Genomic DNA, 19,955 nt, shown 5'->3' with positions numbered 1-19,955 from the left:
TTATCCTTCGTAATCAACATTTTTAGCAAAGTAGGTTCTCTATGAGGTCAGTCGCTTTACATCGGTTAACTTTTCCTGAAGTAGTTGAATACTCGTACTCTGCAGTATGTCAGGATTCAATTCAGTAACAAAGTCCAGAAACTGATGCGCATTTTTCATAATTTCATCTGTAAAGGAAGCCACACTTACATTAACATCCTTCCAAGTTGAGTATCTAAATTCCTCGTTTGGTTCAGTAATAAATAAGTCCAGAATAACTTCCCGATCAATATCTTCTACTAAACTAACTTGTAGTTCCACTCCCTGCTGTTTAAACTCAAGCCACAAATTAGCGCTATCAGGAATTCGATAAGCAACATATTGATGTATTCTAATCTTCTGGACTATAGTCAGTAAGTCCACAAACCATCTAATAAGTCTTTCATTACCAAATGGACAATCGTCAAAGAACATACCGTACTTACTTCCGTTAAAGTCCAATTCAATAATTCCCTCGATATCTTGTTTCGTTAGATCAAACTGCTTTGCAGACATTTGTTTAATTTCATCAAAGTTATCGATAGCCTTGAAAGATAAAGTGAACATAATCAGGGCACTCCCCCGCTCTGTAGTCGCTACTAACCTCAGAATATATACAGAATTGTAGTTTCACTAATAAATGCGCTAGGTAATATATCAAGTAAATTTTCAATTCTACCCGTCATATAATTTAACCCACTTCCGTTTAAATGTTCCTTTGCCCACTCACTTAATCGTTTTAACTCAACTACAGCAGCTTCTAATTGGTGAAAATATATTTTAGATCCATCCCGAATCAGGGCTATTCCTAATTCATGTATTGCTGCCTCCCAGTACTCATCGTAAAATTCCTGAGTAGCAATATTCTCACTGAGTGTAAGTTCACAATTCCGATCTTCTATATCCCCGTTATATCTATATAGACCTACTGACAATAGTATCCCCCCAGTTTGATCCACATGATCCTATTAGATGTCGCTAATATCTTGTACTGAAATATTTAAATGTCTCCAATAATTAAGAGGATAAGCTGAACTACCTACAACCATTTCGCCTTGTCTTATGGTGAAACTCCCACCTCGTTCAAAGAATTTTATCATCGGTTCGTAGAGGTCTATGTATTGAATTGCCTCATCCACTCCTTGATCTGCTAATTCGGAGACTTCTAAATAACCGTAGCAAATTACCTTTACATAAGGATTTCCTAGTGTGTCCAGCTTTGAACAAGCTCGATATACCTCTTCATCTATAGCTTTTCCAAGAATTTTAGCAAAACTAAGTAGGGGATATTGATTTATTGAAGTATGCATCTCGTTTAATAATTGATTAACGCGTCTAAGGTATTCTTTAATCAAAACATGAGAAGAAGATTCTAGTGAGCTATCTTCTGTGTCCTCAAATGAAATAGACGATAAACGTTCAATAGCTTTGGTTAGTAGCTGCCCCATGTGTTGCTCTCCTCTCGATTAACTATTAAACCTATTTAGAGTTACGTACACGGTAACGACTAAATAACGCAGCCCTGGCAACTGCGTTATCGTTTTAAAGTATGTTCTTTAATCTCAATCAGTCGTATTCAATATACACGCTGCAACCGTTTGCTTTTCCTAGTTCTAAAAATGTTGATATCTGATGTGCTACTTCTGGGAGAGTAGGAACAATATTTTTAACATTCTCTATTTGCTCACCAGTTACTTTACTCACATTGAAGGACTTAAATAAATGAATAGCTGAATCAAGGTCCTGTATTTCCCATGGACTCTCCTCATACCAACCTTCATGGGCATAGTATTCTTGTAGAATACCATTGTCAGTAGACTCATACTGGCACATAAGATCCAATAATGTATCAAAGTATCCATTCCACATCTTTAGAACATTCTTTTGGGTAGGGTTCTCAAATAAAATTAATATCTCCGGTTGCCCCTCGTACCCCACATAAAAAACGTCATTAACTTTTTCTTCTTTCACAGTTCATCAACTCTCCAACGCTTATAAAGAGCATTACCCTCGCTCTACCAGAATCAACTTAGGTACTCGCTTATAATACTCATCTTCCTCTTCAAACGAGATCATATCTACACCTTCAGGAATCTTGGTCCGGGAGATATGAATCCCATGAATACAAGAATAGCACCATATATCTAAAACCCCTATTCTTGACCGTATATCCCCGACATACTGAAAGTGTATATTGGAATGTCCACAATTTGGGCAGTTTAGTTCATATTTATTTTCTTCCTTACCTACTAACCTCAGCCATTTACTATGTTGTGTTTTAGCCATTAAATTACCTCGTAGTATATGACTTACTGTCAATTTCTTCCAAACTTTAAAGAACATTCTCCCTAAGAAACCGGTTTAATAAAAAATGTACTCTGACCGATTCTATACATCATCCCGTTCGAATTGTGAAGATCTCCTTTTGAAAGTGAGCTCCCAGCTTCTTAAATCAATCCTGCCATATCCTTCTCAATAAAGTTTCCATCCAGTAAATCATAAGGCCAATCATAGATATCAGGGTTCTCTCTGCAATGCGAGTTAATGACAAGTTGACCATCAGACCGCAGAAAGATCACGCCAGATTCGCTATCTGTCAATGCAATATCCTCATCTAATCTGTCTGTTAGAGTATTAATCGCTTGGAATATGACTTGTAATCCCTCTTCGGGTGAGTGTGAGAAAACGGAAATATTGATACAATAATTAATATTTAAATTCAACTCTTCTCTCGTAAAACTCACTAATTCATCATCGTCTTGTACGATAAATGAGAAGTTAGGATTGGTTATCGTGTAATAATCGTCCCTCGATTTCATATGAGTCTCCTGAGAAAAACCTTTTAGAGAACTCAACAATAATTCAGCTAATTGTTGAGTGTCTTTTTTATAAAATAGGTACAATGCTAAATCCATACTAATCCTCTCTAGAAGCATATTAAAATCAAAAAATAGGTTAGTTTTTCATTATACTCATTTCACCTATTTTAACCCCTTAAGAAAATCCTCTAGAATCTTTTTGCTGGCAGTGCCTGCTCCTGAAATTGCATTATGCACACGATCTAATATCATTGGATGATTTATAATTCGTTGCTTATGTTCAGTAGATGTGTAACTTCTTAATGTATCTATACATATTTCAAACAACTCGCTGTCTTCAACAGAAAGTAGAGAAAGCAGGATTTCAAATTCTTGTGTGTGCTGTGTACTATCTAGACAGTAAGCCAGCTTTTTCTTCCAGTACAGTGGCTTATCTAACACCTCAATTGCTAACTGATCCCAATCACTTTGTCCGAAATCCTCCAATATTTCTGCTGCTATGATACAACCGTCATCATACCAGGAATCAACTGTCGTTACAGCCGATAAAAGATTATCTAATTGTTTGTACATATTTTATAGTTACCTTTCATTTTATAAGTTTAGAAACCTGCTGGTTGGGGTGCGTTTACATCACCTGTAGGATAGGCGCTACTAACTTCATCCCCATTTTTAATTACATCAACTTCTACACCATCAATCTTCTCACGATGCCACGTAGCCCTATCTCTTATTCTTGATGATATGGCGGGCGTATCTCCAACATCTTTTATACTTCCAATAATCTTATCTTCACTCCACGAATTTGGAAACAAAGTACTATGCTTAAGTTTAGAAATATTTCCATCTTCGAATTGTTTAGTAAAAAGAACATACTTAGTTCCATCCGGATTACTTCTTACTACTTCTACAGCATAACTATTGTTGCTATTGTTTATATTGGGTGAGTGCCCACCTATCAAAATATTTTTCGGGACTTTTCGCTGCCCTTCCAATATTTTAGATTCCATTTCTGAACTGATAACAGTTTTTGGAGTCGCTCCCAAGCTGTTATCGGTCTGAGTATTCTCAACTCTGGATTCAGCCTTCTTTATATTATTTTGAATCTTAGATGCCAAGCCAGATGACGAAGTTTTAAACGGTCCTGAACGTCCCGGCATACTCCCACGAACCATCTGAATCGCCATGAAAATCTGACTAAACTTCAGAGAGGTCACCATCATCTGAGCATACTTATCTGATACAGGCTCTCCCGTCGTAGGATGAATGCCCATTTCAAATGCCTTGATCTGTAACGCAAAAATATCTTCCCCAGGCGGTTCAACGTTCACAGCTTGCATGCGATTAAAGTCCAGATTTCCCTGATCCCTCTGATACGCCTGAAGAGCAGCCTGATCCGCAACACCATTCTCGTTGACAGGCATCCATACCAATTTACCGAACATATTGATTTGCGCCATCCGATAGCCCTTATCACCCGAACCTGAATCACCTGTTGATTTGGTCATCATAGCTGCGGCACCGACAGCTCCAATTGCACCACCCAGACTTCCCTTCTGAGCATCAGCATCTTGGAAACGCGTGGCGATATCCTTCAATTCCTTGGATGTATTCACCATACTCTCCAGCGCTTTATCCAGTATAGGTCGTGACTGCTCGAACTCATAGTAAAATCGCTCCTGCGTCGCGCCCATCCACATCATCTGAACGAACATGATCTGTCTCGTCAGATCACTTCGTATACTCTCCAACTGTTGTCTGGCTTGATCCACCTGATTTGATACGTGATGTAGTTGTTCAGGGGTAACTTTGATTGTACTCATACGTTTCTCCGCTCATTTGAAATAGGATTATCCTATGTTAGCAGAAGTGTAATATGTAAACTATCCGGCTAACATCCTGATTTCACCATGATAAAAACACAAGCTGTGCTTCTCATCGGTGCTATGGTCCTATATGCATATACCCACTTCAAGGCATATCCTACCAGTTTCAGTAAATACCTTTCCTACTTCATTTCCTCCAGCATCACCCGATACCGTCCAATCTGCTCCTCTGTCGCCTCTTCCCGCAATGATTCCAACAATGCCGTGCATCTTATAAAATACCGATCCATCCCAAGCTTATTCGCTAACCTGATCGCCTGCAAAATAAACTCCACGGCCTCCTGTGGTCTTCCCATCCACTGTTCATACAAAGCCCGCTGATAACAGCAATGGTACATATGATCGTTGTTTGAAGAATCTGTTTCTTTGCCATCACCCTGTATCTGATCCTCGAACACATCTAAAACTCGATCAATCTGCCACCTATGCCGCACTGCTGCTTCCGTAATCACTTTCAGACCTGCCAACCATTCCTCCGGATGCTCCAGCAAAAAGTTCACAAACTCCTCCAGCAGTTGCACCTGCCCGGCTTCAATCTCAAGAGCATACCGGTTTAACTGTGCCTTATGCTTGAATTCCTGCACCACCTGCACACTTACCTCATCCAGATCCTCCATCCATCCCAGATCTGCATATTGATCGATACAAGCCCTCGCCTGATCAACCTGTCCCATCTTCTGGTGAGCCATACCCCGCATTAGGTGACTGAACCCGTAATAGTAAACCAAGGGCCGCTCGATGTGTATATGTGGTGCAGGCACTCCCTTTGACTTATACTCCTGCCGCTCTTCATGAATCGACTGAACACATTGATATAACATGTCCGCCCTCTCCATTACCTTGTTCCAATTTTCAAAAGCCACAGCCATGTCCAACATTTCAACAATGATCTCCGGTTTGAGTGATTTTAGGATAGAAGCTCGCAAAAGTAGATCCTCCTTAATTATCCATTTTCTTATAATTGTATAGATACACCAAAAGAAGATCAATATAAATTGTACTTATAAGTACTTTTATTCAACAAAACAGTTTGCACATATTAGTCTGTAAGGATTCTATAACCTCTTCTAACCTTAAGTGGAGGTGATCAAATGAGTTTACCAGAGGACGTAGGGAATCGAATACGTGAGTTAAGGAAGGCCAAAGGCTGGACTCAGGAACAACTGGCGGAAGCAGCAGGTCTTCATTACAGCTATATTGGTGGAGTTGAACGGGGAGATCGTAACATTTCTTTGGAGACTCTTGAGAAAATAATGAATGGATTGCAGGTCACTGCTGAAGAAATCTTTAAATTCAAAGAAGACTCTGAGTACAAAAGAGCCTTGGATGAACATATAACTTTAATAAGCGGCAGAAGTACAGATACAATCGTATCATTGACCAAAATTAGCAAAGAAGTTTTAAATGCTATCGAAAAATCACATAAAAATTCCGAATAAATATATCTTTATCAACATCATTCTTTAATACCAAAAAAGAGTGGAGCACGTCTCCACTCTTCTCTTATTTCTCTTTTCAAACAACTCCCCGCTCAAACTCCGCAAACTCCACTCTGTTCCGCCCATTCTGCTTCGCCTGATACAACGCCTTATCCACCGCAGCGAATAGCTGAGTCAAATACCCCTCCGGATTGTCCGGTACATGCACAACTTCAAAGTCCTCAAAGGAAAGAATCCCAATACTAATCGTAATCGACACCTGCGTAATCTCGTGATCCACCATAATGTGGTTGGACTCCACGGCTGTTCTCACGCGCTCCGCGATCTGGTTCGCCAGATCATGCTCCGTATGCGGAAGGTAGATCATGAACTCTTCCCCGCCATAGCGCGTCAGAATATCGGTACTGCGAATGGATTGTTTAACCGCCTCCGCCGTGCGAACGAGCACTTCATCCCCGATGACATGTCCGTAGCGATCATTGATCGCTTTGAAGTAGTCGATATCGAGCAGCAAGAGTGAGAATGGTGTTTTGTATTGAATATTGGTAATGACCTCGTGATTCAGATGTTGGGTCAGATATCGACGGTTGTAACAGTTGGTTAAACTGTCCGTCAGCGCGAGTTCCTCCAGTTTGCGATTGGCCTCGGATAACTCCTGACGTATCAAGTCTAGCGCCTGATTTCGCTCCTGAAGCGTCTCGTTCTGGCGATTCATCTCTTTCACATAGAAGCGCTCTTGCGAGACATCCTGGAACGTAAGAATATGACCAATCGGCACAAGAGCCGAATCCACAATCGGAGACGATTGCAGGATAAAGTGCCGGATGTTGTTGTCCCGCTCCACGATCACTTCAATCTGAGAGAGGGTATTTTCTTTTTTCTTATAGTGATTCACGAACTCCCGACAGCTGCCCACAACTTGAACAGACTCCAGAAAGGCTTCCATATCAAAAGAATCCCCCACATGCAGATCCATAAAGGATCGAGAGGCTTTGTTCGCTTCAACAATGACTTCATTCTCATCCAGTACCAGGATGCCATATGGAATGGTATTGATCACATCCTCATGCGCGATGGAGACCAGATCGAACACATTGTATCTTTTGATCACATAGACAAAGAACAGGTCCGACAGAAAGATCCCCAGCGAAGTCATGCCAGGAATGATCGGCAACCAGCGGGCTAGAACGACATTTAAGATCGCATCGATCGTTGCAAAAACAGCCAAGACAAAGATGCCCCACAGGGTGATCCTCACCTGTCTTTTGATCATGGCAGACGTCTGCGATGAATACACCGCCCGGAACAGAACGACGAGGGACGCCAAGAAATAGCTCACCAGAATAACCATCACAACCCAGAACCAAGGGCCGTAAGCCCGCTCGATATACCCGCCCTCCAGCGGGATGACGAACTCATTCCATGGATTTGCGACTACACCTATAGCCCCGATCACCGCAGGGACAAATAGCAAGAAGGTTCCTTTTGCACTCAGACGCTCTGAATAGCCGGTAATAAAGATCGTCAGTAGAAGCCATCCGCTCCCAAGCAGGGAGACCGCGACGAATGATAACGTAACGTAGAACAACTGCAGACCGGAATCATCCGTGAGCGTACTCGCAAATTGGCAGAAAGGCCAGAGCATCATCAACCCGTGGAATAAAAAGTACACCTTATGTAAGTTCGTAATTCTAACCGTAGCAAACACATATACACCTACACCGAACAATAGGACAAATAAAAAGAGATCATACCATACTAATGGATTCACGAATCTTCTCCTTCTTAGATGCTACAATGACAACGTGGTTGTTCATGATTCTAAGTGATACGTATATAAAACTTCAATAAACACCTATACAATACTGCTACGCCAAACTTATTGGTTAATTTAACCATATCTTATCACACCACCATAAGGGTGAGTAGCCCATACACTGGAAGTCCGACCAACCTCTGATCGAAATGCTGATCTATTTCTGATTATTTGTGAATGCTTTTGAAGGTTTAGAGTACAAATAGGAGAGGAAGATCAGCTGCTCGGGAGTTATTCGGATTTCATCAAATGGTCGATATTGAGCCATCCAGCTACCGGACGGCCCTTGTATCATTCGGTTACTGCATTTAGAGGGAGATTGTCCGTGAATAGGTCGGGGTTATCCTTCAGCATTTCCGTAATTACCTCTGCTGTCTTAGCCGCATCACACACTCTAACAACCGCATCCCCGAGTTGTCCTTTACGCATCGCACCTTCGCGAACCAGTACCTCGTCTACTTTCCAGAAATGCTCCGACCATGGCAACCCACAATGTCTGCGGGATGGTACTGAAATCTGGCTTCCATCTGGTAAAACCGTATACAGCATCTCATGCTCGTCCGTCATTCTGCCAGGGATGTCCACCCACTCTTCGACCCCGTGGATAAATGTATTCCGCTTCAAGTCAACGCCTACTAACAAGATCGACGCTTTCCGATCAAGCAGTTTCCCCCATGCTGAACCTCTCGCACACGGTGTATCGAAGAGATGATCGTCCTTCGTAAATGCCTCTGCGTCCCTTCCCAGTGCCGCTACCGAATGCGTAGGGTGCCACGAACGAACTACGCCCGCACGTTTACGAAAAAGTTCAGGCAGAATGCCCACGCAACAGGTAGAATTTTCCACGTGGAACACTGGGTTATCTGCATTAATAGTAGACCACGTATGCGTGGGAAGTACCAACAATCCCTCTTTCATATACTCGCTAAAGGCATCCAACACCGTGTCTGCTCCACCTTCAACCTCGCCTATACTTTTCATTGAAGAGTGAATGAGCACTGTCCCTTGCCTATCCACACCAAGCTGTTCTAGTTGCTGTATCAAGCTTTCTTTTGTGTACATGTCCTTCCTCCTTCATTTCTTATCCTTTCGATGAAAAAGCAAATCCTTGCTCAGCTTCACATCATGCTTCTCAGCATAACAAACAAATGGCCGAGGGTTAACCCCCGGCCACAGAGAAAGAATTTGTATGAGTTCAGGCAGTAGCTGCCAATCCACTTTTACTTAATAATAACGTACTCCAGATTCACCAGCTTAGCATACGTTACGATCTGGTCTGTTGTCAGGTTTAAAGATACAACTGTATGGTGACCACCACCATTTTCGATCCACGCTTTCACTCCATCTTGGAAGTTCGGCTTCACGCTCCACAGAACACGTGCTACCGGCAGGTTAGGTGCTGGAACGGTTGGTTCAAATGCGGATACTTCATTGATCAACAGTTTGTAATGTGTACCGAAGTCTGCCATGGATACCACGACACCTTCGCCTGCTTTGCCATCGAATACAAGACGCGCCGGATCTTCACGATCGCCAATACCCAGTGGGGACACGATGATTCTTGGTTTCGTGCTAGCCAGTGTAGGATCTACTTCAAGCATGTGGGATTGCAGGATTGCTTCCTGTCCAGCAGCCATCTCGTAGGTGTAATCTTCCATGAATCCTGTGTTCTCGTTATGGGCCATGATTTTCAGCAAGCGATCCAGCGCAGCTGTTTTCCAGTCACCCTCACCGGCAAATCCGTACCCTTGAGCCATCAGGCGTTGTACAGCCAGACCCGGAAGTTGTTTCATGCCATGCAGATCTTCGAAGTTTGTAGTGAAGGCACTGTAACCACCTTCGTCCAGGAAACGTTTGATCGCAATTTCATAACTCGCTTGCACACGTACACTGGCTTCCCAAGATTCCTTGCTGTTCGTGCCGTAATCGAACTCGTAGAGGTCTCCATACTGAGCAATCAAATCATCAATTTCCTGCTCTGTTACAGCGTTCACGTATTGCACGAGGTCGCCAATGCCGAAGTAATCAACGGTCCATCCGAATTGGATCTGTGCCTCTACTTTATCACCTTCGGTTACGCCCACGTTACGCATGTTATCACCGAAGCGAGCTACTTTGATGTTAAAGCTTTCATTATAAGCTACCGCTACGTCCATCCAGTCAGCAACCTGTTGTTGCACTTCTGGGCGCTCCCAGTAGCCAACAACGATTTTATTTTGTTTTCTCAGACGGGCATTAATGAAGCCATATTCGCGGTCACCGTGTGCCGCTTGGTTCAAGTTCATGAAGTCCATATCGATGGTTGCCCAAGGAATGCTTTCGTTGAATTGGGTTGCCAAGTGCAGCAAAGGTTTTTGCAGCAATTTTGTACCACGAATCCACATTTTCGCCGGGGAGAACGTATGCATCCATGTGATCACACCTGCTACTTCGTCACGATAGTTGACTTCCTTCATCGTGCTCGTGATTTTATCTGCGCTTACCGCCAGATCCTGCAATACGAGCGGGTACGGCAGTACGCCACTTGCATTAAGGGCATCCGTGATTTTCTGTGCGTTGGCTTTTACTTCGCCCAGTGCTTCTTCTCCGTACAAGTGCTGTGAACCGACGACAAACCAGAATTCTTTTGCTGCTGACATATAATCATCCTCATTTCATTATTTTATAGTTGAACATTTGGATTTACACTAGAACACTGCGATTGCAGTACCATCTTCCGATCGCTGGTTATCCCCGGATTTTTTGATTCCCTTTTTGCAAAGGGAAAATCCTGTGATAAACGCGAGCGCTTCGCTTCTTCAGATTGGTTCTGCACTCTCCGTTATCGTGTAAAAAGTATAGTTCAACAAGTCATTCCCGCACTAAACCACTTGGAAGACAGAACATGCTTCCAGTCACTGTTATAACCTAATTACTTCTGTCCGTAATACGCGTCTTTTCCGTGTTTTCGCAGATAGTGTTTATCCAAAATACCTTGTGGAAGTTCCTTCGCGAAGTTATTTAACTGCCGTGCGTACAGGTTCATTTTGCACACTTCCTCCAGTACAACGCTGTTCACCACCGCAGACTTGGCATCTTTCCCCCACGTAAACGGCGCGTGACCATGGAGCAACACTGCCGGAACCGCCATAACATCAATCCCACGCTGTTCAAACGTTTCAATAATGACGCGACCCGTCTCCGCTTCGTATCCACGATCAACCTCATCCTGATTCAGGTAACGTGCACAAGGCACTGCTCCATAGAACGTGTCCGCATGTGTCGTTCCCATTACAGGTACGTCCAATCCGGCTTGCGCCCAGATGGTCGCCCATGTTGAGTGTGTGTGCACAATACCGCCAATCTCCGAGTAATGCTTATATAGTACGGCATGTGTTGCGGTGTCCGAGGAAGGTCTCATTTCTCCCTCCACGACGTTACCGTCCAGATCAACCACAACCATGTCGCTTGCTTTCATCACATCGTAGCTGACGCCACTTGGTTTGATGACGAACAGACCGCTTTCCCGATCGATTGCACTGACGTTACCCCATGTGAATTTTACAAGTCCATGCTTTGGCAGTTCCAGATTCGCTTGGAATACCTCTTCTTTCAGTTGCTCTAACATGTTATTCCCTCCCGTTCTCTACCAGATGATCTACGGCTGATTGCTCAATCGCAAGTCCATTCCGGTAGCGTTCGATAAATGCTTCAAACCCTTTCACATCCGATGCATCCGGTGCCACTTCAACTCCCTCAACATCGTTAAAGACCTTCTGCTCCAGGAACACATCCAGACTCTCCTCTTGATCCTTGTTGATCATGTACGAAGCCAGAAGTGCCATGCCCCATGCGCCGCCTTCACCAGCGGTAGACATCACCGACACCGGTACGTTCATCGCAGCAGCTACAATCCGTTGTCCAACGACAGGGGTCTTGAACAGGCCACCATGAGCCAAAATGCTATCAATAGCTACATTCTCTTCCTCCGTCAAAATGTCCATGCCCAGCTTGAGTGCACCGAAAGCACTGAACAGATGTGTCCGCATGAAGTTTGCCAGATTGAAGTTGCTTTCCGGGGAACGGACGAACAATGGACGACCTTTCTCAAGTCCCGTAATGTTCTCACCTGAGTAATAACCATAGCTGAGCAAGCCACCACCATCAGGGTCTGCCTCCAAAGCTTTGTTAAACAACACGCTGAACAACTTGCCGTTATCCACTTCATATCCCATCGCTTGAGAGAATTCACGGAACAGTCCAACCCATGCGTTGATATCACTGGAACAGTTGTTGGCATGCACCATCCCTACTGGGCTACCATCCGGCGTGGTAACCATATCGATCTCGGGATACACTTTGGATAATTCCTTCTCCAATACAATCATCGCAAATACAGATGTGCCCACGGAGATGTTCCCCGTACGTTTTCGCACGCTATTCGTTGCCACCATACCTGTTCCGGCATCGCCTTCTGGCGGACAGAGCGGAATGCCTGCTTGCAGATCTTGCGAAGGGTCGAGCAACTTGGCTCCCGCTTCCGTCAATACACCTGCATTCTCACCAGCGAGATATACCTTGGGCAGAAGGTCCTCAACTTTCCACGGATAACCTTTGCCTGCGATCTGTTCGTCGAACTGTTGGATCATGGATGGGTGATAGTTATGTGTAGACTCGTCAATTGGGAAAATGCCTGATGCATCGCCGATCCCAATCGCCTTATTGCCCGTCAGCAACCAGTGGATGTATCCAGCCAAAGTTGTCAGGTGATCGATCTGTGGCACATGTGCCTCTTCGTTCAAAATGGCTTGGTACAAGTGGGCGATGCTCCAGCGTTCCGGAATATTGAATTGCAGAAGTTCCGTTAGCTCTCTTGCGGCTGCTCCCGTCGTAGCGTTACGCCACGTGCGGAAAGGTACCAACAGTTCACCCGCGCTATCCAATGCGATATATCCGTGCATCATGGCCGAGAATCCGATGGAACCGACCGTTCGTAGCGTAATTCCGTATTTCTGTTCCACATCTTGCTTCATCTCACGATAAGCCGTTTGCAGACCTGTGATGATATCCTCCTGGTTGTACGTCCAATATCCATCTTTCAGGAGGTTCTCCCATTCATAACTGCCTGATGCGATGGTCTGAAAACGTTCGTCAATCAACACCGCCTTAATCCGCGTTGATCCAAATTCAATACCGAGCGAAGTAGCGCCCTTGGTAATGGCTTCTTTCAAGTCCAGTTGACTCATAATCACGTGTATCCCCTCTCCGGTCGCGATTTCACATCCCAAAGGATGCATATATAAGGTGAAGCTCTTACTTATGACAGTAGCTAATAATGAATTTTGTATAGATGCGTTCCGTTGTGTTTTCAAAGAATGCGCTTTCCTTTTCTGACAGCCTTAGTATATTTTTTGTACGTACATTTGTCAATAATATATAATAGTTATACTTACAAAGGGCACATAATGTACTCTATTTGACCATTAAAAGGTCTTATATAGCTATAAAATGGCTATGCTGTAAGGTACACCTCCATGTGAAAAGGCTGAATATGTACGGTTTATTTTGAAAAATGTTCGGTTTTATTTTCATCCCATCTGAATCATGCTAGAATATGTACGTACAACTATTTGAACAACAACATTGATATAGATGAGTAACGATGAAAGAAGTGGACTACGTGAAGCCAAAATACCAGGTCATCATTGATGATATTAAGAGTCATATCCTTTCGGGGACATATAGCATAGGCGAACAGATCCCAACCGAGTTGGCATTACAGGAAAGCTACACCGTAAGTCGCCAGACGGTGCGGAAGGCTATTTTGGAGTTATCTAATGAAGGATTTTTACGAAGCGAAAAAGGGTCAGGGACCTACGTTAGCAATCAGTATCGATCACGATCAGGCGGCAATACGTCGAAGAAAACGATCGGTGTGATCACGACATACATCTCGGATTACATCTTTCCGTCCATTATCCGCGGTATTGAGAGTCGTCTGAATGAGGACAACTACTCGTTACTGCTGGCCAGCACCAATAATGATGTGGCACAGGAGAAAAAAGCCCTCGAAATGATGCTCTCCTACGGCGTGGATGGCCTGATTGTCGAACCGACCAAAAGTAATTTGTACAATCCTAATATTGCATACTACCTGTCGTTCAAGGAGCAGGATGTGCCGTTTACGATGATTAATGCGTTCTATGAGGAGCTGGAGGTTCCGTTCTTCTGCCTGGATGACGTGCAGTCCAGCTATCTTGCCACTCGGGAATTGATCGCCAAAGGCCATACCCAGATCGGCATTATTGCCAAAATGGATGATTTGCAGGGCAAGTACCGGATGAAGGGGTACATCAAGGCGCTGGGTGAAGCGAAGTTACGGTTCCATCCTGAGCAAGTGCTTTCCTTTGATACCGCATCGAAACCAGAGTTATCCTCTAATGTAGCAATGTATCTGGACGAAAACAGGGATTCGCTCACCGCAATCGTCTGTTATAACGACGAGGTGGGACTGGAGGTCGTGCACGCCTGCAGGCAACTGGGCATCTCGATCCCGGATGAGTTATCCATCATTGGACAGGACAATTCGTACATCGCCAAGAACGCCAACATCAGGCTGACAACGCTAACCCACCCCCAAGAACAAATGGGCCGCGATGCTGCCGACTGGGTGATCAAGAATCTGCAAGGCAAAAAGGATCTGCCCACAAACACCTACTATCAGCCGGTACTGGTTGAGGGAGAGACGGTGAAGGAGATCGAAGTGGAATAATATTGTTGTGGGACGGGTGGTAAGTTGTTACCGAGCGTTTCTGTCCAACATACTTAAAGAAGGCCGCGAGAATATCTGCGGCCTTCTTTGTTCTTGTTCAATATAATGAGGGATTAACTTCTTCTTACATATACATATACATCTTCTCTAATCGAAACTACTTCGACTGATCCGCTTCATCGCTTACCAAACTTACAATGACGCCTTTTTTCTTCAGATTCTCTACTACCTGGTCAGCACGCTCATTTAACGGATTGTTAGCCAAATATACCTCTGTCAGATGTGGGATGGTCTCGAGCACTGCAATATCCTCAATGAGGTTATCTTCTACATATAGATACTCCAAGGTTGGATGGTTCTTTAAAGGTGTCAGATCTTGAATTTTATTATCATTCATAATAACCCATTCCAACTTTAACTTCTGAAGAGGACTTAGATCAGTCACCTGATTCCCACTGGCGAGTAGACTGGTTAGCTTACGCATATTTTTTAATGGAGCCAGGCTTTTGATTTTGTTATCGTCCATAACCAGATTTTGCAGATTAGTCAGACCTATAAGTGGCGAGATATCTGCAATCTGATTGCCTTCAACAGCTAAGAACGTCAATTTCTTTAACTTGTTAAGTGGTTTAATATTTTTTATATTTTGACTAGGCAAGAATAAATCCGTCATATTAACAGCATGTTCAAGACCTTGTAAATTGGAAATCTTACTTTTTGTTTCCATAGCATATATGGATTTTAATTTTTTCAAATCGGCAACCTTTATTTCCTTCTTAGCCGACATCTTCAAATCTGTCCGAATAACTTTGGCCAAGACCGGGTCTTTGATAAGCGATGCAGCCGAGATAATAGTGGTAGGTAATAGTACAAAAACCAAACAAAGTACGATCAACTTTTTGATGAATTGATTATGCATGTAGAATCTCCTTACATTATTTAATACTAAAAATATACCATGATCTGGAATGAGATACATTGATATTATCTTCATCCTAATTTAATAGAACCTCTCCTGCTCTCATCCTATAACTGTTCCGTTAAGAACGGATAGTGGATTACGCTACCAAGGAATGTAACCCTAATATAATATGGGTGTTTACAATTTTTTATTGACACTGCCTTTAATAAAAAGATATATTTATTGATGTTGATAATCATTATCATATGTATAGAACGTTTTATATCTCTATTTTTATACATCTCAATGGATGTAACTGATCAATCAGGATGTTAAGCACTACTAAATACATTTTAGATTCAGGAAGGGGAAACAAATGAATACAAAGAGAAAGTTTCCATTAACGACGTTACTGATTTCACTGGTCTTTATCCTGGCATTGGTAGGTTGTGGCAACCAAACAGCTGAGCCAGCAGCAACTCCTGCTGCAAGTGATTCGGCAGCTCCAGCTACAGAAACACCAGCCGCTACAGATGAGAATACCGAATATCCAATTACAATTATGCATGCACTGGGCGAAACGGTTATTGAGAAAAAACCTGAGCGTGTAGCTACAGTACAATGGGCCAACCAAGATGTCGTTCTCGCACTTGGACAAGTTCCTGTAGGCTTCTCGGCAGCTAACTTTGGTGTTCAGGATGATAGCGGACTGCTGCCATGGACTGCGAAGAAACTTGATGAACTCGGTGTAACCGACCCGAACGTTTTCCAAGATACAGACGGACTTGATTTTGAAGCGATTTCCGATTCCAATCCGGATGTTATTCTTGCAGCATACTCCGGTATCACTCAGGAAGACTACGATCTTCTTAGTGAAATTGCTCCGGTTGTAGCTTACCCAACGGCTCCATGGGCAACAACATGGCGCGAGCAGGTTACTTTCAATGCGAAAGGTATGGGTATGGAAGCAGAAGGCGAGCAACTGATCAAAGATACGGAGGCCATGGTTAACGAGAAATTAACCGCATATCCTCAGATCAAAGACAAAAAAGTGGTTTGGGTTAACTTCTCCGCTGAAGACATGTCCAAACTTCATATCTATACACCTGTCGATTCTCGTGTATCTTTCCTGGGTGAGCTGGGATTGGTTGTCCCTGAGAGTATCACTAGCCAAATTACAGACCCTAACAGCTACTCCCTGAACTTAAGTGCAGAGAATGCTGAAGCCCTTAATGATGCAGATATCCTCGTTGGATACGGAGATGCTGAGTTGCTGAAAGCTATTCAGGCTGATCCGCTGCTGGGTAAAATCCCTGCGGTTAAACGTGGTTCTGTAGCGTTCATTGAAGCAGACACACCATTGGTTGCTGCTGGAACGCCAAACCCACTTTCCATCTCTTATACTATTGATGATTACCTGAAATTGATTAGTGGAGCTATCGACAAGATCAATGAATAGTACATCGCTTTCGAACGATAATCGAATACGAGCACATGTCCCCAAGAACTTCATCTTGGTGTTAGTCCTTTGTTTCATCCTGCTCGCTGCAACTCTGATTGCCTCACTGGTCTTTGGCTCTAGACCCGTGAGGTTTCATGAGTTAATCGACGGATTATTTCACCCGGAAGTAGACTCATATGGGGCAAACATCGTGCGCAAACGGATCTCCCGAACTGTCTTTAGTTTGTTATGCGGAGTAGCACTCGGCGTATCAGGAGCACTTATGCAAGCCGTTACCCGGAACCCACTTGCCGACCCAAGTATATTGGGTGTCAACACAGGGGCATCCCTGTTTGTGGTGATCGGTATTGCCTTCCTGAACATCAGCAGCGCCAATCAATATATCTGGCTGGCACTGGCCGGAGCTGCAATAACGGCTGTGTTCGTATTCGGAATCGGCTCAATGGGGCGTGGCGGAGCCACGCCCATTAAGCTTGTTTTGGCCGGAGCGGCCATTAGCGCCGCGCTCTCCTCACTCGTCACCGCCATTATGATCCCTCGTTCGTATGTCATGGACCAGTTCAGGTTCTGGCAAGTGGGCAGCGTAGGATCGGCAACTTGGAGTGGAATCAGTACGTTTATACCATTCCTAGTCATCGGCGTACTCATTGCGTTTCTTACGGCTCCGGCACTGAATGCCCTGGCTCTGGGTGACGATGTTGCAACAGGACTCGGTGTTCGCACAGGAACACTTCGATTCATTGCGGCTCTTGCAGGGGTTCTATTGTGTGGTGCAGCGACTGCACTAGCTGGACCGATTGGTTTCATCGGATTGTTATCCACCCACGTCATACGCCTAATACTAGGCCCTGACTTACGTTTTGTCATACCAATGTCAGCCATAGCTGGAGCGATCATTCTAACGATATCGGATGTCGGCGGCAGACTCATCAGCAATCCTGGAGAGCTTGAAGTCGGCGTTGTTACTGCATTTATAGGTGCTCCAATATTAATCATCCTTGCGATGCGATCGAAAGTGCGTTCATTATGAGAGATCAATCGATTGAATTTATTATGGCGGGCAGACGTCATCGACGTCGCCGCTGGATACTTGTCACCAGTCTCCTTGCCATACTTGCATGTGCTCTTTGCTGCGCCATGCTTTTGCTCGGCAATACAATCTATCCGGTTAAAGATGTCATCAGCTCCCTTTCGGGAGAGAAGATCAAAGGTGTTTCTTTTGCTGTAAATACGATACGTCTACCGAGAATGCTCACAGGTCTCTTTGCCGGATTTGCCTTCGGTATTGCAGGTTACACCTTCCAGACCATGTTGCGGAATCCACTGGCAAATCCTAATGTCATTGGGATCACATCGGGGTCAAGCGCGGCGGCTGTGTTCTGTATCGTTGTACTTCATGCAAGCGGAGCCATTGTCTCCTTGGCTTCAGTCATTGCAGGTCTGGCTACGGTGTTGTTCATATATGTGCTCTCCAGAGGAAAAGTGTTCTCCATCGGACGGTTAATACTTATCGGAATCGGTATTCAAGCCATGCTTGATGCGGTCATCTCTTATCTCTTACTGGTTAGTTCTGAAAAGGATATTCCTGCTGCAATCCGCTGGCTTACAGGCAGTCTAAACGGTTCTCAGATGAGTGAACTGCCACCTCTCGTGATTACCGTGCTAGTCTGCTCACCCATCATCATGATGCTGGGCAAACACCTCAGTATATTGGAACTCGGAGAACAATCGGCATTCTCATTAGGTGTGGATACGGATAAGACCAGAATTGCACTTATTGTGAGTTCGGTCTGCATGGTTGCCATTGCTACCGCAACTACAGGTCCGATTGCCTTTGTCTCCTTCCTTGCGGGACCTATTGCGAAGAGACTCGTAGGTGTAGGCTCTTCGAACATTATCCCGGCAGGTCTGGTTGGCGTTAATCTGGTTCTAGCCTCAGATCTCATCGGACAGTTTGCTTTTGAGTACAGATTCCCCGTAGGCGTCATTACCGGATTACTCGGAGCACCGTATCTGATCTTCCTGTTAATCCGAATGAATCGTAAAGGGGAGTTATAATGAAACCGACACATGTATTTGAAGCGAAAAAACTCGTTGCGGGATATGACAACAAAACCATTATCCACGGAGTGGACATCGTTATACCAAGCAACCAAATAAGCGTCATTATTGGCTCCAACGGTTGCGGTAAGTCTACCCTTTTGAAAACGATGGCCAGGCTCATTAAGCCTACATCCGGCAGTATTACGCTGGACGGCAAAGCGATCAGCAAGATCCCTCCCAAGCAATTGGCTCGTGTGATCGGGTTACTTCCACAGTCTCCCATTGTTCCGGAAGGTATTTCGGTAGCCGATCTGGTTGGCCGTGGAAGGTTTCCACACCAATCCTTATTCAGTGGATGGACCAAGAAGGATTATGAGGCTGTGGCTGAAGCCATGACCATCATGAACATCACCGAGTTTGCCAATCATAATATTGACGAGCTTTCAGGAGGACAACGTCAGCGAGTGTGGATTGCCATGGCGCTTGCGCAACAGACAGATATCCTCTTTCTCGATGAGCCAACGACCTTCCTGGATATCACCTATCAAGTTGAGATCCTGGACCTGCTTACCGAGCTGAACCGCAAACATGGAACGACCATTGTGATGGTCCTGCACGATATTAACTTGTCGGCGCGGTATGCAGATCATATCTTTGCGCTTCATACCGGAAAACTTGTGGCTGAGGGTAAGCCCGCAGAGGTGATAACCGCCCCACAGGTCAAAGACATTTTCGGATTGGAATGCACGGTTATTGAAGACCCCGTTTCGGGATCACCGATGGTGGTGCCCAAAGGTCGATATCATGCGAGATAGACAAA

At 44.3% G+C, this 19,955-nt stretch carries 20 protein-coding genes; 6 read left to right on the top strand and 14 right to left on the bottom strand.

Annotated elements, in window-relative coordinates; genetic code table 11:
* Positions 1–39: 39 nt before the first annotated feature.
* From NSQ38_RS05660 to NSQ38_RS05625, 8 genes are all read right to left on the bottom strand, one after another.
* Positions 40–585: a hypothetical protein gene (locus NSQ38_RS05660; protein WP_339787619.1), complete on the bottom strand. Its 546-nt coding sequence runs from the start codon at positions 583–585 to the stop codon at positions 40–42.
* A 38-nt stretch (positions 586–623) separates the two neighbouring features.
* Positions 624–953 (bottom strand): hypothetical protein, encoded by a 330-nt coding sequence (locus NSQ38_RS05655; RefSeq protein ID WP_339787616.1) that lies wholly within the window; start codon positions 951–953, stop codon positions 624–626.
* A 33-nt stretch (positions 954–986) separates the two neighbouring features.
* The gene (locus NSQ38_RS05650; RefSeq protein ID WP_339787613.1) at positions 987–1,466 is read right to left on the bottom strand and encodes a hypothetical protein; all 480 of its coding nucleotides are present in this window, start codon (positions 1,464–1,466) and stop codon (positions 987–989) included.
* Positions 1,467–1,584: 118 nt separating this feature from the next.
* Positions 1,585–1,989 (bottom strand): hypothetical protein, encoded by a 405-nt coding sequence (locus tag NSQ38_RS05645; RefSeq protein WP_339787610.1) that lies wholly within the window; start codon positions 1,987–1,989, stop codon positions 1,585–1,587.
* Positions 1,990–2,465: 476 nt separating this feature from the next.
* Positions 2,466–2,933 (bottom strand): hypothetical protein, encoded by a 468-nt coding sequence (locus tag NSQ38_RS05640; protein ID WP_339787607.1) that lies wholly within the window; start codon positions 2,931–2,933, stop codon positions 2,466–2,468.
* 66 nt (positions 2,934–2,999) lie between these two features.
* A complete protein-coding gene (locus tag NSQ38_RS05635) occupies positions 3,000–3,410 on the bottom strand; it encodes a hypothetical protein (protein WP_339787604.1) in 411 nt (136 codons plus the stop codon).
* Positions 3,411–3,439: 29 nt separating this feature from the next.
* Positions 3,440–4,660 (bottom strand): WXG100 family type VII secretion target, encoded by a 1,221-nt coding sequence (locus NSQ38_RS05630; RefSeq protein ID WP_339787601.1) that lies wholly within the window; start codon positions 4,658–4,660, stop codon positions 3,440–3,442.
* 185 nt (positions 4,661–4,845) lie between these two features.
* Complete coding sequence (locus tag NSQ38_RS05625; protein WP_339787598.1) at positions 4,846–5,649, bottom strand: DNA-binding protein; 804 nt, start codon at positions 5,647–5,649, stop codon at positions 4,846–4,848.
* Between the two features lie 165 nt (positions 5,650–5,814).
* Between NSQ38_RS05625 and NSQ38_RS05620 the strand changes: the two genes are divergently transcribed.
* Entirely contained in the window at positions 5,815–6,162 is a 348-nt protein-coding gene (locus NSQ38_RS05620) for a helix-turn-helix transcriptional regulator (protein ID WP_249913131.1), read from the top strand.
* 76 nt (positions 6,163–6,238) lie between these two features.
* On the opposite strand, the gene NSQ38_RS05615 is transcribed toward NSQ38_RS05620, so the two are convergent.
* The 5 genes from NSQ38_RS05615 to NSQ38_RS05595 form a co-directional block, all read right to left on the bottom strand.
* The gene (locus NSQ38_RS05615) at positions 6,239–7,933 is read right to left on the bottom strand and encodes a diguanylate cyclase (protein ID WP_339787595.1); all 1,695 of its coding nucleotides are present in this window, start codon (positions 7,931–7,933) and stop codon (positions 6,239–6,241) included.
* Between the two features lie 336 nt (positions 7,934–8,269).
* The gene (locus NSQ38_RS05610; RefSeq protein ID WP_339787592.1) at positions 8,270–9,040 is read right to left on the bottom strand and encodes an AAC(3) family N-acetyltransferase; all 771 of its coding nucleotides are present in this window, start codon (positions 9,038–9,040) and stop codon (positions 8,270–8,272) included.
* Between the two features lie 158 nt (positions 9,041–9,198).
* On the bottom strand, positions 9,199–10,617 hold the full coding sequence (gene araA, locus NSQ38_RS05605) for an L-arabinose isomerase (protein WP_339787590.1): 1,419 nt from the start codon (positions 10,615–10,617) through the stop codon (positions 9,199–9,201).
* A gap of 272 nt (positions 10,618–10,889) precedes the next feature.
* Positions 10,890–11,585 carry an L-ribulose-5-phosphate 4-epimerase gene (locus tag NSQ38_RS05600; protein WP_339787587.1) on the bottom strand — a complete coding sequence of 232 codons (696 nt, stop codon included), beginning with the start codon at positions 11,583–11,585 and terminating at the stop codon, positions 10,890–10,892.
* A gap of 1 nt (position 11,586) precedes the next feature.
* On the bottom strand, positions 11,587–13,203 hold the full coding sequence (locus tag NSQ38_RS05595) for an FGGY-family carbohydrate kinase (protein ID WP_339787586.1): 1,617 nt from the start codon (positions 13,201–13,203) through the stop codon (positions 11,587–11,589).
* Positions 13,204–13,637: 434 nt separating this feature from the next.
* On the opposite strand from NSQ38_RS05595, the gene NSQ38_RS05590 reads away from it, so the two are divergent.
* Positions 13,638–14,729 (top strand): GntR family transcriptional regulator, encoded by a 1,092-nt coding sequence (locus tag NSQ38_RS05590; RefSeq protein ID WP_339790404.1) that lies wholly within the window; start codon positions 13,638–13,640, stop codon positions 14,727–14,729.
* Between the two features lie 157 nt (positions 14,730–14,886).
* Here NSQ38_RS05590 and NSQ38_RS05585 read toward each other — a convergent pair whose 3' ends face one another.
* Positions 14,887–15,648, bottom strand: a complete 762-nt coding sequence (locus NSQ38_RS05585) for a leucine-rich repeat domain-containing protein (protein ID WP_339787585.1) — start codon at positions 15,646–15,648, stop codon at positions 14,887–14,889.
* Positions 15,649–16,006: 358 nt separating this feature from the next.
* Between NSQ38_RS05585 and NSQ38_RS05580 the strand changes: the two genes are divergently transcribed.
* The 4 genes from NSQ38_RS05580 to NSQ38_RS05565 are packed head-to-tail and all read left to right on the top strand — an operon-like array spanning position 16,007 to position 19,950.
* Positions 16,007–17,089: an iron-siderophore ABC transporter substrate-binding protein gene (locus NSQ38_RS05580; RefSeq protein ID WP_339787583.1), complete on the top strand. Its 1,083-nt coding sequence runs from the start codon at positions 16,007–16,009 to the stop codon at positions 17,087–17,089.
* Complete coding sequence (locus tag NSQ38_RS05575) at positions 17,082–18,122, top strand: iron ABC transporter permease (protein ID WP_339787580.1); 1,041 nt, start codon at positions 17,082–17,084, stop codon at positions 18,120–18,122. Before NSQ38_RS05580 ends, NSQ38_RS05575 begins: the two co-directional genes overlap by 8 nt.
* On the top strand, positions 18,119–19,150 hold the full coding sequence (locus NSQ38_RS05570) for an iron chelate uptake ABC transporter family permease subunit (RefSeq protein WP_339787578.1): 1,032 nt from the start codon (positions 18,119–18,121) through the stop codon (positions 19,148–19,150). Before NSQ38_RS05575 ends, NSQ38_RS05570 begins: the two co-directional genes overlap by 4 nt.
* The gene (locus NSQ38_RS05565; RefSeq protein WP_339787575.1) at positions 19,150–19,950 is read left to right on the top strand and encodes an ABC transporter ATP-binding protein; all 801 of its coding nucleotides are present in this window, start codon (positions 19,150–19,152) and stop codon (positions 19,948–19,950) included. The genes NSQ38_RS05570 and NSQ38_RS05565 overlap by 1 nt, the downstream gene beginning before the upstream one ends.
* The last annotated feature ends 5 nt before the right edge of the window (positions 19,951–19,955 follow it).

Origin of the sequence: Paenibacillus sp. FSL R7-0313, assembly GCF_037969885.1 — a bacterium.
Taxonomy (GTDB): Bacteria; Bacillota; Bacilli; order Paenibacillales; family Paenibacillaceae; genus Paenibacillus.
Note: the sequence above shows the minus strand (reverse complement) of the source record. Positions and strands in the feature narration are given on the sequence as shown.

Coding starts and splice junctions, on each gene's coding strand:
- NSQ38_RS05575 (WP_339787580.1), top strand. CDS start 17,082: ATGAATAGTACATCGCTTTCGAACGATAATCGAATACGAGCACATGTC.
- NSQ38_RS05585 (WP_339787585.1), bottom strand. CDS start 15,648: ATGCATAATCAATTCATCAAAAAGTTGATCGTACTTTGTTTGGTTTTT.
- NSQ38_RS05600 (WP_339787587.1), bottom strand. CDS start 11,585: ATGTTAGAGCAACTGAAAGAAGAGGTATTCCAAGCGAATCTGGAACTG.
- NSQ38_RS05650 (WP_339787613.1), bottom strand. CDS start 1,466: ATGGGGCAGCTACTAACCAAAGCTATTGAACGTTTATCGTCTATTTCA.
- NSQ38_RS05660 (WP_339787619.1), bottom strand. CDS start 585: ATGTTCACTTTATCTTTCAAGGCTATCGATAACTTTGATGAAATTAAA.
- NSQ38_RS05630 (WP_339787601.1), bottom strand. CDS start 4,660: ATGAGTACAATCAAAGTTACCCCTGAACAACTACATCACGTATCAAAT.
- NSQ38_RS05580 (WP_339787583.1), top strand. CDS start 16,007: ATGAATACAAAGAGAAAGTTTCCATTAACGACGTTACTGATTTCACTG.
- NSQ38_RS05595 (WP_339787586.1), bottom strand. CDS start 13,203: ATGAGTCAACTGGACTTGAAAGAAGCCATTACCAAGGGCGCTACTTCG.
- NSQ38_RS05620 (WP_249913131.1), top strand. CDS start 5,815: ATGAGTTTACCAGAGGACGTAGGGAATCGAATACGTGAGTTAAGGAAG.
- NSQ38_RS05635 (WP_339787604.1), bottom strand. CDS start 3,410: ATGTACAAACAATTAGATAATCTTTTATCGGCTGTAACGACAGTTGAT.
- NSQ38_RS05570 (WP_339787578.1), top strand. CDS start 18,119: ATGAGAGATCAATCGATTGAATTTATTATGGCGGGCAGACGTCATCGA.
- NSQ38_RS05610 (WP_339787592.1), bottom strand. CDS start 9,040: ATGTACACAAAAGAAAGCTTGATACAGCAACTAGAACAGCTTGGTGTG.
- NSQ38_RS05640 (WP_339787607.1), bottom strand. CDS start 2,933: ATGGATTTAGCATTGTACCTATTTTATAAAAAAGACACTCAACAATTA.
- araA (WP_339787590.1), bottom strand. CDS start 10,617: ATGTCAGCAGCAAAAGAATTCTGGTTTGTCGTCGGTTCACAGCACTTG.
- NSQ38_RS05565 (WP_339787575.1), top strand. CDS start 19,150: ATGAAACCGACACATGTATTTGAAGCGAAAAAACTCGTTGCGGGATAT.